Annotated in this window: 12 protein-coding genes; all 12 read left to right on the plus strand. The window is 72.1% G+C overall.

The window, feature by feature from the left end; genetic code table 11:
- The first annotated feature begins 295 nt into the window (after positions 1 to 295).
- The 12 genes from ACIG47_RS20750 (at position 296) to nuoK (ending at position 12,734) form a co-directional block, all read left to right on the plus strand.
- Entirely contained in the window at positions 296 to 1,600 is a 1,305-nt protein-coding gene (locus ACIG47_RS20750) for a geranylgeranyl reductase family protein (protein WP_397432987.1), read from the plus strand.
- 43 nt (positions 1,601 to 1,643) lie between these two features.
- Positions 1,644 to 2,003 (plus strand): NADH-quinone oxidoreductase subunit A, encoded by a 360-nt coding sequence (locus tag ACIG47_RS20755; RefSeq protein ID WP_397413033.1) that lies wholly within the window; start codon positions 1,644 to 1,646, stop codon positions 2,001 to 2,003.
- Positions 2,004 to 2,079: 76 nt separating this feature from the next.
- A complete protein-coding gene (locus ACIG47_RS20760; protein WP_020016037.1) occupies positions 2,080 to 2,631 on the plus strand; it encodes an NADH-quinone oxidoreductase subunit B family protein in 552 nt (183 codons plus the stop codon).
- The gene (locus ACIG47_RS20765; RefSeq protein WP_397432988.1) at positions 2,628 to 3,395 is read left to right on the plus strand and encodes an NADH-quinone oxidoreductase subunit C; all 768 of its coding nucleotides are present in this window, start codon (positions 2,628 to 2,630) and stop codon (positions 3,393 to 3,395) included. The genes ACIG47_RS20760 and ACIG47_RS20765 overlap by 4 nt, the downstream gene beginning before the upstream one ends.
- Positions 3,392 to 4,747, plus strand: a complete 1,356-nt coding sequence (locus ACIG47_RS20770; protein ID WP_397413035.1) for an NADH-quinone oxidoreductase subunit D — start codon at positions 3,392 to 3,394, stop codon at positions 4,745 to 4,747. The genes ACIG47_RS20765 and ACIG47_RS20770 overlap by 4 nt, the downstream gene beginning before the upstream one ends.
- A complete protein-coding gene (nuoE, locus tag ACIG47_RS20775; protein WP_397432990.1) occupies positions 4,744 to 5,580 on the plus strand; it encodes an NADH-quinone oxidoreductase subunit NuoE in 837 nt (278 codons plus the stop codon). The genes ACIG47_RS20770 and nuoE overlap by 4 nt, the downstream gene beginning before the upstream one ends.
- Positions 5,577 to 6,920, plus strand: a complete 1,344-nt coding sequence (gene nuoF, locus ACIG47_RS20780; protein ID WP_397432991.1) for an NADH-quinone oxidoreductase subunit NuoF — start codon at positions 5,577 to 5,579, stop codon at positions 6,918 to 6,920. The genes nuoE and nuoF overlap by 4 nt, the downstream gene beginning before the upstream one ends.
- Positions 6,920 to 9,517: an NADH-quinone oxidoreductase subunit G gene (locus ACIG47_RS20785; protein ID WP_397432992.1), complete on the plus strand. Its 2,598-nt coding sequence runs from the start codon at positions 6,920 to 6,922 to the stop codon at positions 9,515 to 9,517. The genes nuoF and ACIG47_RS20785 overlap by 1 nt, the downstream gene beginning before the upstream one ends.
- On the plus strand, positions 9,514 to 10,812 hold the full coding sequence (gene nuoH / locus ACIG47_RS20790; protein WP_397432994.1) for an NADH-quinone oxidoreductase subunit NuoH: 1,299 nt from the start codon (positions 9,514 to 9,516) through the stop codon (positions 10,810 to 10,812). Before ACIG47_RS20785 ends, nuoH begins: the two co-directional genes overlap by 4 nt.
- The gene (gene nuoI, locus ACIG47_RS20795) at positions 10,805 to 11,629 is read left to right on the plus strand and encodes an NADH-quinone oxidoreductase subunit NuoI (protein WP_397413040.1); all 825 of its coding nucleotides are present in this window, start codon (positions 10,805 to 10,807) and stop codon (positions 11,627 to 11,629) included. Before nuoH ends, nuoI begins: the two co-directional genes overlap by 8 nt.
- On the plus strand, positions 11,626 to 12,435 hold the full coding sequence (locus tag ACIG47_RS20800; protein ID WP_397432996.1) for an NADH-quinone oxidoreductase subunit J: 810 nt from the start codon (positions 11,626 to 11,628) through the stop codon (positions 12,433 to 12,435). The genes nuoI and ACIG47_RS20800 overlap by 4 nt, the downstream gene beginning before the upstream one ends.
- Positions 12,435 to 12,734, plus strand: a complete 300-nt coding sequence (gene nuoK, locus ACIG47_RS20805) for an NADH-quinone oxidoreductase subunit NuoK (protein ID WP_116673522.1) — start codon at positions 12,435 to 12,437, stop codon at positions 12,732 to 12,734. Before ACIG47_RS20800 ends, nuoK begins: the two co-directional genes overlap by 1 nt.
- The last annotated feature ends 4 nt before the right edge of the window (positions 12,735 to 12,738 follow it).

Below are 12,738 nucleotides of genomic sequence, written 5' to 3' on the forward strand. Positions count from 1 at the left end.
TTTTTCTGGCCTCTCGCCGCCCCCCGCCCCCCCCCCCGCCCCCCCCCCCCCCCCCCCCCCCCCCCCCCCCCCCCCCCCCCCCCCCCCCCCCCGCTGTGCTGTCCTGGGCCTGCGCCTGCGGAGGGGCCTTGGGGCGCCTCCTCAAGTAAGGGGAACCTTCCTACACAATCCCCCCTAAGTGTGGCTAGGGTGTCGGTGTTGTGACAGGGTTCACAAGGACTTGTCGTCAAGTCCGGAAGAGCCCCGCACAGCGAGGTCAGCAACGGCCAGCAGCGGGTTCCCAACGGGGGTGAACGTGCGAAGAGAGAGACGCGACGACGCGGACGTCATCGTGGTGGGCGCCGGCCCGGCCGGCTCGTCCACCGCGCACTGGTGCGCGGCCGCGGGTCTCGACGTGCTGCTGCTGGAAAAGGGTGAGTTTCCCCGCGACAAGATCTGCGGCGACGGCCTGACGCCGCGCGCCGTGGCGGAGCTGGTCCGGATGGGCGTGCCGACCCGCGAGGAGGACGGCTGGATCCGCAACCGCGGCCTGCGCGTCCACGGCGGCGGCCGGTCCTACGAGCTGGACTGGCCCGCCCTCACGACCTACCCGGGCTACGGCATGGCCCGCGCCCGGATGACGCTGGACCACACCCTCGCGCAGCACGCGCAGGCGAGCGGCGCCAAGCTGCTGGAGCGCACCAAGGTCACCGGCCCGGTGCGGGACGACGCGGGCCGCGTGGTCGGTGTCACGGCGCAGCCGCTCGACGCCCGCGGGCGTGCCGAGGGCCCCGTCAAGGAGTTCCGCGCCCCCGTCGTGGTGGCGGCCGACGGCGTGAGCTCCCGCTTCGCGCTCGGCATCGGCCGGGAGCGTCGCGACGACCGCCCCATGGGCACCGCCGTTCGCGCCTACTACCGCACACCGCGCCACGACGACCCGTTCATGGAGTCGCACCTGGAGCTCTGGGACGGGGAGCCCGGCAAGAGCGACCTGCTGCCCGGCTACGGGTGGATCTTCCCGCTCGGCGACGGCACGGTGAACGTGGGCCTGGGCAGCGTGGCGTCCACGCCCGCGCGCCAGTCCGCGGCGGGCATCGACTACCGGCGTCTCATGGAGACCTGGCTCGCCAAGAGCGCGCCGGAGGGCTGGGACCTGGTCCACGAGCCCGAGCGCGGCCCGATCCGCGGCGCGGCTCTGCCCATGGGCTTCAACCGTGGCCCCCTGTACGCCGACGGAGTGCTGCTGGCCGGCGACTCCGCCGGCATGGTCAGCCCGTTCAACGGCGAGGGCATCGCGTACGGGCTGCAGGCGGGACGCGTCGCGGCCGAGGCGATCAGCCAGGCCCGGCACAAGAGCACCGACGCGGCCCGCGAGGCCACGCTCGCCACGTACGGCGAGCGCATGCGCGACGACCTCGGCGGGTACTACACGCTGGGCCGCTGGTTCGTGCGGCTCATCGAGCACCCCGAGATCATGCGGATCTGCGTCCGGTACGGCCTGCCGCGCAAGGTCGTCATGCAGTTCACGCTCAAGCTCCTGTCCGACTGCTACGAGCCGCACGGCGGCGACTGGGTCGACCGCGTCATCGCGGGGCTGACCAGGGTGGTCCCGAGCGCATGAGCATCACGTCCACGAAGGGCAAGCCGTTCATGAAGGGCACAGCATGAACCCCTACGTACCCGTCCTGATCCTCATGGCGATCGGGGCCGTCCTGGCGCTCGGCGGCGTGGCCGCGAGCGCGATCATCGGCCCCAAGCGGTACAACCGCGCCAAGCTCGACTCGTACGAGTGCGGCATCGAGCCGACGCCGCACGCCGTCGGGGGCGGCCGGCTGCCGATCAAGTACTACCTGGTGGCGATGACATTCATCGTCTTCGACATCGAGGTCGTCTTCCTCTACCCGTGGGCCGTGGACTTCACGACGCTCGCGACGTTCGGCCTGGTGGCGATGCTGGCGTTCCTGGCGCTGATCACCGTGCCGTTCGTCTACGAGTGGCGCCGCGGCGGCTTCGACTGGGTCTGAGACAGCGACTTCACGCGTGGCGCCCCGGGGCGTCACGCGGCGACGCCGGGCGGGGCCCGGCAGCTAAGGAGGGGACATGGGTGTCGAGGAAGCGCCGTCAGGGTTCCTGCTGACGACGATCGAGGATCTCGCGGGGTACCTGCGCAAGGCCTCGGTGTGGCCGGTGACGTTCGGGCTGGCCTGCTGCGCCATCGAGATGATGGCCGCCGGTGCGTCGCGGTTCGACCTGTCGCGGTTCGGCATGGAGGTGTTCCGCGCCTCGCCGCGCCAGGCGGACCTGATGATCGTCGCCGGCCGGGTGAGCCAGAAGATGGCCCCGGTGGTGCGCCAGGTGTACGACCAGATGAGCGAGCCCAAGTGGGTGCTCTCCATGGGCGTGTGCGCGTCGTCGGGCGGGATGTTCAACAACTACGCGATCGTGCAGGGCGTGGACCACGTGGTGCCGGTCGACATCTACCTGCCCGGCTGCCCGCCCCGCCCGGAGATGCTGATCAACGCCATCCTCGGGCTGCACGACCACATCCAGAACGCGCCGCTGGGCGTGAACCGGGTCGAGGCCGCGCGCGCCGCCGAGGCGGCCGCCATGGAGGCCACCCCCACCTTCGAGATGAAGGGCCTGCTGCGATGAGCGACGTCACGCCGGGCGGCGACCAGGGCTCGGCCCTGACACCCCCGGAGGGCGCGGCCACCTTCGAGGTGGTCGAGGTCAGGAAGGGCATGTTCGGTGCCCACGGCTCGGGCGACACGTCGGGCTACGGCGGCCTGGTCACTCCTGTCGCGATGCCCGCCGCGTCGCCCCGGCCGTACGGGAGCTGGTTCGACCAGGTGGTCGACGTCCTGGCCGAGGTGCTGGAGGACGGCGCACGGACCGGTGGTCCCACCTTCGACCAGGCGGTCGAGAAGGTGGTCGTGGACCTGCACGGCGCCGCGAGCGCCGACGCACCGCAGGCCGAGCTGACCATCGACGTCGCCCGCGAGCACCTCGTGGCCGTGTGCCAGGCGCTGCGCGACGACCAGGACCTGCGGTTCGAGCTGTCCCTCGGCGTGAGCGGCGTGCACTACCCGCACGACGCCGGCCGTGAGCTGCACGCCGTGTACCACCTCGCCTCGATCACGCACTCGCGCCGCCTCCGCCTGGAGGTCGCGGCCCCGGACGAGGACCCGCACATCCCGTCGACCACGTCGGTGTACCCGGCCAACGACTGGCACGAGCGCGAGACGTACGACTTCTTCGGGATCGTCTTCGACGGCCACCCCGCCCTGACCCGCATCGAGATGCCGGACGACTGGGACGGCCACCCGCAGCGCAAGGACTACCCGCTCGGCGGCATCCCCGTCGAGTACAAGGGGGCCACCGTGCCCCCGCCGGACACGAGGAGGAGCTATTCATGAGCGCTCCCACTGCGACCCCCCACGCCACCCGGCCGGCGGGCAACGAGGACATGTCGTCCACCGTGCGGGCCTTCGAGGCCTACGGCGACGGCGACTGGGACGACATCGCGCGCGAGGCGATCGGCGAGGAGCGGATCGTCGTCAACATGGGCCCCCAGCACCCGTCCACGCACGGCGTGCTGCGCCTGATGCTGGAGATCGACGGCGAGACCGTCACCGAGGCCCGCGCCGGTATCGGCTACCTGCACACGGGCATCGAGAAGAACATGGAGTTCCGGACGTGGACGCAGGGCACCACGTTCTGCACCCGCATGGACTACGTGGCGCCCCTGTTCCAGGAGGCCGCCTACTGCCTCGCCGTGGAGAAGCTGCTGGGCATCACCGACGACGTGCCCGAGCGCGCGTCGGTGATCCGGGTGCTCATGATGGAGCTGAACCGCATCTCCTCCCACCTGGTCTGCGTCGGCACCGGCGGCAACGAGATGGGCGCCACCACCGTCATGACCATCGGCTTCACCGCCCGCGAGGAGATCCTGCGCCTGTTCGAGGCCGTCACCGGCCTGCGCATGAACCACGCGTACATCCGCCCCGGCGGCGTGGCCGTGGACACCCCGGAGGGCTTCACCACCCAGGCGCGCGAAGCCCTCAAGAAGGTGCGCGGCTACCTCAAGCAGCTCACCGACCTCATGCTCGCCAACCCCATCTTCAAGGCCCGCCTGACCGACGTCGGCGTGCTCAACCTGTCCGGGTGCATGGCGCTCGCCGTGACCGGCCCGGTGCTGCGGTCCACGGGCCTGCCGTACGACGTCCGCAAGGACAACCCGTACTGCGGCTACGAGACCTACGACTTCGACGTGCCCACCTCGAAGGGCGCCGACTGCTACGACCGCGTGGTGCTCCGCATCGAGGAGTGCTACCAGTCGCTCAAGATCATCGAGCAGGCCCTGGAGCGGCTCGACCGTACCGAGGGCGAGCCCGTCATGGTCGCCGACAAGAAGATCGCCTGGCCCGCCCAGCTCGCTGTCGGCGGCGACGGCCAGGGCAACTCGCTGGAGCACATCAAGAAGATCATGGGCACCTCCATGGAGGCCCTGATCCACCACTTCAAGCTGGTCACCGAGGGCTTCCGCGTCCCCGTCGGCCAGGCCTGGCAGACCGTGGAGCACCCGCGCGGCGAGCTCGGCGTGCACGTCGTGTCCGACGGCGGCACCCGGCCCTACCGCGCGCACTTCCGCGACCCCTCGTTCAACAACCTCCAGGCCACGTCGGTGATGTGCGAGGGCGGCCAGGTGGCCGACGTCGTCGTCGCCGTCGCGTCCCTGGACCCCGTGCTGGGAGGTGTGGACCGATGACGGCCGAGCCCGTGGAGACGCCCACGACGAAGACGCGCTACGACGCCGACACCCTGGCGAGCCTGACCGCCGACGCGACGCAGATCATGGCCCGCTACCCGGACCCCCGGTCCGGCCTGCTGCCGATGCTGCACCTGGTGCAGTCCGTCGACGGGTACGTCAGCCGCGACGGCATCCTGTTCTGCGCCGAGATGCTCGGCATCACCGCCGCCGAGGTCTCCGCCGTCGCCACCTTCTACACCCAGTACAAGCGCCACCCCAACGGCACCTACACCGTCGGCGTGTGCACCAACACCCTGTGCGCGGTCATGGGCGGCGACGCCATCTTCGACGAGCTCAGCGAGCACCTCGGCGTGGGCCACGACGAGACAACGCCCGACGGCGCGATCACGCTGGAGCGCGTCGAGTGCAACGCCGCCTGCGACTACGCCCCCGTCGTGATGGTCAACTGGGAGTTCTTCGACAACCAGACGCCCGAGACGGCCACGGCGCTCGCGGACAAGCTGATCCTGGGCGAGGACGTCGTGCCGACCCGCGGCGCTGCGTCCGTGTGCTCGTTCAAGCAGATGAGCCGGGTCCTGGCCGGGTTCCCCGACGGCCGCGCCGACGAGGGCGTGGGCGCGGGCGCCCCGACGCTCGCGGGGCTCAAGGTCGCCCGCGAGCGCGGCTGGACGGCGCCGGACGCCCCGGCGGCCGACGGCGGGGCGGACGTCCCGGCGGGGCAGACCAGCCCGCCGGTCGGCACCCCGGGGTCGAGCGCGGAGCGCAAGCCCGCCACGCCGTCCGACACCGAGGTCGGCAAGGACAAGAAGCCCGGGGAGGACGCGAAGTGAGCCTGACACCGGTACTGACCGACACCTGGGACAAGGACCGCTCCTGGCGGCTGGCCACGTACGAGCGCAACGGCGGCTACGCCGGCCTCAAGAAGGCCCTGACGATGGAGCCCGGCGCCCTGGTCCAGGCCGTCAAGGACTCCGGGCTGCGCGGCCGTGGCGGCGCGGGCTTCCCCACGGGCATGAAGTGGGGCTTCCTGCCCCCGCCCGACGGCGGCCCGCGGTACCTGGTCGTCAACGCGGACGAGTCCGAGCCGGGCACCTGCAAGGACATCCCGCTCATGCTCGCCAGCCCCCAGCACCTGATCGAGGGCGTGGCGATCACGAGCTTCGCGATCGGCTGCGACCACGCGTTCATCTACGTGCGCGGCGAGGTGCTGCACGTCTACCGGCGGCTGCTGAACGCCGTCGAGGAGGCGTACAAGGCCGGCTACCTGGGCAAGAACATCCAGGGCTCCGGATTCGACCTCGACGTCACGGTGCACGCCGGCGCCGGCGCCTACATCTGCGGCGAGGAGACGGCGCTGCTCGACTCGCTGGAGGGCCTGCGCGGCCAGCCGCGGCTCAAGCCGCCGTTCCCCGCCGTGGCCGGCCTGTACGCGCGGCCCACCGTGGTGAACAACGTGGAGTCCATCGCGTCGGTCCCCGCGATCATCGCGAAGGGAGCCGACTGGTTCTCCTCCATGGGCACCGAGAAGTCGCAGGGGCACGGCCTGTTCTCCCTGTCCGGGCACGTCACCACGCCCGGCCAGTACGAGGCGCCGCTCGGCATCACGCTGCGCGAGCTGCTGGACCTCTCGGGCGGCATCCGGGCCGGGCACGAGCTCAAGTTCTGGACCCCCGGCGGCTCCTCCACGCCGATCTTCACCGCCGACCACCTGGATACCCCGCTCGACTACGAGTCGGTGGGCGCGGCGGGCTCGATGCTCGGTACGCGCGCGCTGCAGATCTTCGACGAGACCGTGTGCGTGGTCCGCGCGGTGTCCCGGTGGACCGACTTCTACGCGCACGAGTCCTGCGGCAAGTGCACGCCGTGCCGTGAGGGCACCTACTGGCTCAAGCAGGTGCTCCACCGCATCGAGGCCGGCGAGGGGCAGGACGGCGACCTCGAGCTGCTGCTCGACCTGTGCGACAACATCCTCGGCAAGGCGTTCTGCGCCCTGGGCGACGGCGCGGTGTCGCCGATCACGTCGAGCATCCAGCACTTCCGGGACGAGTACCAGGCGCACATCGACGGGCACGGCTGCCCGTTCGACCCGAGCGCGTCGGCCCTGTTCCCGTACACCCCCAAGACTCGGACTCCCGGGGCCCTCGCGGGCGCCGGCGCGGGAGGTCACTGATGACCGTCACCACGAACGACACCAGCACCGAGGCCGCACCGGTCGAGCTGGTCACCTTCACCATCGACGGTACCGAGGTCAGCGTGCCCAAGGGCACGCTGATCATCCGCGCCGCCGAGCAGGCCGGCATCCAGATCCCGCGGTTCTGCGACCACCCGCTCCTGGCGCCCGCGGGCGCCTGCCGGCAGTGCCTCGTCGAGGTCGCCATGCCGGACCGCGAGGGCAACGTGCGGCCCATGCCGAAGCCCCAGGCGTCGTGCACCATGACCGTGGCGCCGGGCATGGTGGTCAAGACGCAGCACACCTCCGCCGTGGCCGACAAGGCGCAGCAGGGGGTCATGGAGCTGCTGCTCATGAACCACCCGCTCGACTGCCCGGTGTGCGACAAGGGCGGCGAGTGCCCCCTGCAGAACCAGGCCATGTCGAACGGTCGCACCGACTCGCGGTTCGTCGACGTCAAGCGCACCTTCCCCAAGCCCATCGCGCTGTCCACGCAGATCCTGCTCGACCGCGAGCGCTGCGTGCTGTGCCAGCGCTGCACCCGGTTCAGCGAGGAGATCGCGGGCGACGCGTTCATCGCCCTGCAGGACCGTGGCGCGCACCAGCAGATCGGCCGGTTCGACGAGGACGTGCTCGGGTTCGCCGGCGCGGAGTCGAGCAACGGCCCCGTGGACCGCCCGGTCGGCGAGGCCGCGACGGACAGCTCGGGGCGGCCCTTCTCGTCGTACTACTCGGGCAACACGGTGCAGATCTGCCCGGTCGGCGCGCTGACCGGCGCGGGCTACCGGTTCCGCTCGCGGCCGTTCGACCTCGTCAGCACCGAGAGCATCGCGGAGCACGACTCGAACGGCTCGGCGATCCGCATCGACCACCGCCGCGGCCAGGTGCTGCGCCGGCTGTCGGGCGAGGACCCGGTGGTCAACGAGGAGTGGATCACCGACAAGGACCGCTTCGCCTTCACCTGGCAGAGCGCGCCCGACCGGCTCACCACGCCGCTGGTCCGCGACCGCGCGGCCGACGGCACCCGCGGCGAGCTGCGCCCGGCCTCCTGGGTCGAGGCGCTGGAGGTCGCGGCGGCCGGGCTCACCCGAGCGCGGCAGGCCGGCGGGGTCGGCGTGCTGCCGGGCGGGCGGCTCACCGTCGAGGACGCCTTCGCGTGGTCGCGGTTCGCGCGGACGGCGCTCGGCACCAACGACGTGGACCAGCGGGTCCGCGTGCACTCCGCCGAGGAGGCCGCGTTCCTGGCGCACGCCGTGGCCGGCACCGGTATCGGCGTCACGTTCTCCGACCTGGAGAAGGCGCCCGCGGTGCTGCTGGCCGGCCTGGAGGCCGAGGAGGAGGCGGGTGTCACCTACCTGCGGCTGCGCAAGGCGGCCCGGTCGGGCGCGAAGATCTTCTCCGTGGCCCCGTACGCCACCCGCGGCCTGACACGCCTCGACGGCACGCTGCTGCCGGCGGCGCCGGGCACCGAGACCGACTGGCTGGCCGCGCTGGCGGACGGCGCGTCGGCGTCGGACACCGTGGCCACCACGAGTGCCGCCCTGGCCCAGCCGGGGGCCGTGATCCTCGTGGGCGAGCGCCTGGCGGGCTCGCCGGGTGCGTACGCGGCGGCCCTCCGGCTCGCCGCGGCGACGGGCGCGCGGCTCGCGTGGATCCCGCGTCGCGCGGGCGAGCGCGGCGGCGTCGAGGCGGGGCTGCTGCCCGGCCTGCTGCCGGGTGGCCGCCCGGTCACCGACGCCGCGGCCCGCGCCCAGGTGGCGCAGGCGTGGGGCGCGCAGGTCCCGGCGGAGCCGGGCCGCGACACCTCGGGCATCCTCGCCGCCCTGACGGACGGCACCCTGGGCGGGGCGGTCGTCGGCGGCGTGGAGCTCACCGACCTGCCCGACCCGGAGGCTGCCCGGGCGGCCCTGGACGCCGTCGCGGCGCGCGGCGGGTTCGTGCTCAGCCTGGAGGTGCGCGCCTCCGAGGTCACCGAGCGGGCCGACGTGGTGCTGCCGGTCGCCCCGCCTGTGGAGCGGGCGGGTTCGTACTGGAACTGGGAGGGCCGGGTGCGGTCCTTCGGCGCGGCGCTCGAGTCGAACGCGCTGCCGGACCACCGCGTGCTGCACGTGCTGGCCCAGCAGCTCGGCGTGGACCTGCAGGCGGCGACGCCGGCCGAGGCCCACCTGTCGATCGCGATGACGCAGCGCGAGGCGTGGTCGGGCGACCGCGTCGCCGCACCGCAGCAGGCGCAGGCGGCGGCCCCCGAGGTGGGGCCGGGCCAGGCGGTGCTCGCCACCTGGCGGCTGCAGCTCGACGCGGGCCGCGGCCAGGACGGCGAGCAGTTCCTCGCGGGCACGGCCAAGCAGCCCGTGGCCCGCCTCTCGGCCGCCACGGCGGAGAGCCTCGGGGTGGCCGACGGCGGCCGCGTCGCCGTCGGCACGTCGCGCGGCACCGTCGAGCTGCCGGTCGTGGTGACCGAACCGATGGTGGACGGCGTCGTCTGGCTGCCGCTGAACAGCGTGGGCAGCCGCGTGCACGCCACCCTCGGCGCTGCCGCGGGCGACCTGGTCACCGTGTCGGCCGCCTCGGACAACTCGGAAAGGGGTGGGCGATGAGCCCCCTTGTCGTCGCCGCCGCGGCGCCCGGCGTCGCCGCCGACTTCTCGCAGGAGACCATCTGGGCCTCGATCGTGAAGGCCGTGCTGATCGTGGTCTTCCTGCTGACCAGCGTGCTCTTCGCGATCTGGTTCGAGCGCAAGGTCGTGGCCCGCATGCAGGTGCGGCCGGGCCCCAACTGGCACGGTCCCTTCGGCCTGCTCCAGTCGCTCGCGGACGCCATGAAGCTCCTGCTCAAGGAGGACATGACGGTCACGCGGGCCGACCGGTTCGTGTACCTGCTGGCGCCGATGATCTCGGTGTTCTGCTCGCTGCTCGTCTTCGCCGTCATCCCGTTCGGGCCCAGCCTGCCGTTCCCCTGGACGGACTGGACCACCCCGGCCCAGCTCACGGACTTCCCGGTGGCGGTCCTGTACATCCTGGCCGCCGCGTCGCTCGGCGTGTACGGCATCGTGCTGGGCGGCTGGGCCTCGGGCTCCACCTACCCGCTGCTCGGCTCGGTCCGCTCGACGGCGCAGGTGATCAGCTACGAGCTCGCCATGGGCCTGTCGCTGGTCAGCGTGTTCATCATGGCGGGGTCGATGTCGACGTCGCAGATCGTGTCCAGCCAGACGCAGATCTGGTGGTTCATCCCGCTCGCGCCGGCCTTCGTGATCTACGTGATCTCGATGATCGGTGAGACCAACCGCCTGCCGTTCGACCTCCCCGAGGCCGAGGGCGAGCTGGTCTCCGGCTACATGACCGAGTACTCGTCGATGAAGTTCGCCTGGTTCTTCCTGGCGGAGTACATCAACATGCTCAACGTCTCGGCCGTCTGCGTGACGCTCTTCCTGGGCGGCTGGCGGGCCCCGGTGCCCGACGGGTTCCTGGGCGGCGCCCTCAACGAGGGCTGGCTGCCGATCATCTGGTTCCTCGTGAAGCTCTGGGCCGTCATGTTCGTCTTCGTGTGGGTGCGCGGCACGCTGCTGCGCCTGCGCTACGACCAGTTCATGGTGTTCGGCTGGAAGGTGCTCATCCCGGTCGCGCTGGCCTGGGTGGTCGTGCTCGCCGTCGTGCAGTGGCTGCAGCGCGTGCAGGGCGTCACCTACCAGCAGTTCATCCCGGTGATCGTCGGGGCCGCCGTCGTCTTCGTCGCCGTCATGTGGTTCTGGCCCGAGAAGAAGCAGGCGCCCCCCGCGGCCGACGCCGAGAAGGAGACCGTCGACGCGTTCGCCGGCGGCTTCCCGGTGCCCCCGCTGCCCGGCGAGAAGCTGCCCCCGTCCAAGCGGTTCGGAAAGGAGGTCCACGGTGAGTGACTACCAGCCCCTGCGGCCCCAGCCGGGGCCCATCGCGGAGATCTTCGCTCCCGTCGCGGGCTTCGGCGTGACGCTGTCGTCGATGTTCAGGCCCACGGTCACGGAGCAGTACCCGCGCAAGAAGGAGCCGACCCAGCGCCGGTTCCACGGCCGTCACCAGCTCAACCGGTACGCCGACGGGCTGGAGAAGTGCATCGGCTGCGAGCTGTGCGCGTGGGCGTGCCCGGCGGACGCGATCTACGTGGAAGGTGCCTCCAACGCGGACCTGCCCGAGAACGAGGGCCGGCAGGTCAAGGCCGACGACTCCGGCGGGGCCCACATGAGCCCCGGCGAGCGGTACGGGCGCGTCTACCAGATCAACTACCTGCGCTGCATCTTCTGCGGGCTGTGCATCGAGGCGTGCCCCACGCGGGCGCTCACCATGACGAACGACTTCGAGCTGGCCGGCAAGACCCGCGCGGGCATGATCTACGAGAAGCAGGACCTGCTGGCCCCGCTGTCGGAGGGCATGCTCGCGGCGCCGCACCCCATGGTCGAGGGCACCACGGACACCGACTACTACAGCGGTGACGTGCTCGGTCCGACGGCGGCGCAGGTCGCCTGGGTCCGCGAGCAGCGGCCGGACGACGAGACGCTGGACGCCGCCGAGGCCGTGGTCTCGGGCACGGCTCCCGCGCCGACGCCGCGCCAGCACGAGCTGCGTCCGGACGAGGGTCCGGGGGCCGCCGAGCGGTCCGCGGGCGCCGCCGCCGTCGGTTCGGTGCGGGTCCTGGCGAGCGACGCCCGGCCGGACGGCCGCACGGAGGTGACGGCATGACCCCCGCCGGCCTGGAGATCTCGGGCGGCGAGACCGTCCTGTTCTGGGTGATCGCCCCGCTCATGGTGCTCGCCGCGCTCGGCCTGCTGTTCGTGCGGCGTGCCGTGCACGCCGCGATGTGCCTCGTGTTCGTCATGGTCAGCATGGCCATCCTGTACATCGCGCAGGAGGCGCCGTTCCTCGGCGTCGTGCAGGTGGTCGTGTACACGGGCGCCGTGATGATGCTGTTCCTGTTCGTGCTGATGCTCGTGGGCGTCGACGCGTCGGACTCGCTCACCGAGACCATCCGCGGGCAGCGCTGGATCGGCCTGCTCATCGGCCTCGGGCTGGCGCTGGTGCTGGCCGGCGTGGTGGGGCGGGCCGCGTTCCCGCCCGCCGTCGGCCTGGCCGGCGGCGACCCGGGCGGCGTCGCCAACCCGCAGGCCCTGGCCCGCGTGCTGTTCGGCGACTACGTGCTGGCCATGGAGGCCGTGGGCGTGCTGCTGGTGACGGCGGCCGTCGGCGCGCTCGTGCTCACGCACCGCCGCCGGCTCACCCCCAAGCAGAACCAGCGGACGGTCGCGGAGGCGCGCGTCAAGGCGCTGCCCGACGGCGTCACGCTCACCCCGCTGCCGTCGCCCGGCGTGTACGCCCGGTCGAACGCGATGGACACGCCCGCGCTGGGCCCCGACGGTGAGCAGGTGCCGCAGTCGGTGTCGCGCGTGCTGCGGATCCGCGGTCAGGAGCGGCCCGCTCCGCACACCGCGGTCGCGCTGGTCGAGGCGCAGGCCGCCGGGGACGGGTCGGACGCCGAGGAGGAGGCCTGATGGACATCACCAACTACGTGGTCCTGGCCGCCGTGCTGTTCGCCATCGGGGCGACGACGGTGCTGCTGCGCCGCAACGCGATCGTGGTGTTCATGGGCGTGGAGCTCATGCTCAACGCCACCAACCTCGCCTTCGTCACCTTCGCGCGGCTGCACGGCGACCTGACCGGTCAGGTGCTCGCGTTCTTCGTCATGGTCGTCGCCGCCGCCGAGGTCGTCGTGGGCCTGGCCATCATCGTGACGATCTTCCGTACCCGCCGTTCGGCCTCGGTCGACGACGTCAACCTCCTGAAGGGCTGAGACG

It is taken from the genome of Promicromonospora sp. NPDC052451, from assembly GCF_044547525.1.
In the GTDB taxonomy this organism is placed as follows: domain Bacteria; phylum Actinomycetota; class Actinomycetes; order Actinomycetales; family Cellulomonadaceae; genus Promicromonospora.

Coding starts and splice junctions, on each gene's coding strand:
- ACIG47_RS20755 (WP_397413033.1), top strand. CDS start 1,644: ATGAACCCCTACGTACCCGTCCTGATCCTCATGGCGATCGGGGCCGTC.
- ACIG47_RS20760 (WP_020016037.1), top strand. CDS start 2,080: ATGGGTGTCGAGGAAGCGCCGTCAGGGTTCCTGCTGACGACGATCGAG.
- ACIG47_RS20765 (WP_397432988.1), top strand. CDS start 2,628: ATGAGCGACGTCACGCCGGGCGGCGACCAGGGCTCGGCCCTGACACCC.
- ACIG47_RS20770 (WP_397413035.1), top strand. CDS start 3,392: ATGAGCGCTCCCACTGCGACCCCCCACGCCACCCGGCCGGCGGGCAAC.
- nuoE (WP_397432990.1), top strand. CDS start 4,744: ATGACGGCCGAGCCCGTGGAGACGCCCACGACGAAGACGCGCTACGAC.
- ACIG47_RS20785 (WP_397432992.1), top strand. CDS start 6,920: ATGACCGTCACCACGAACGACACCAGCACCGAGGCCGCACCGGTCGAG.
- nuoH (WP_397432994.1), top strand. CDS start 9,514: ATGAGCCCCCTTGTCGTCGCCGCCGCGGCGCCCGGCGTCGCCGCCGAC.
- ACIG47_RS20800 (WP_397432996.1), top strand. CDS start 11,626: ATGACCCCCGCCGGCCTGGAGATCTCGGGCGGCGAGACCGTCCTGTTC.
- nuoK (WP_116673522.1), top strand. CDS start 12,435: ATGGACATCACCAACTACGTGGTCCTGGCCGCCGTGCTGTTCGCCATC.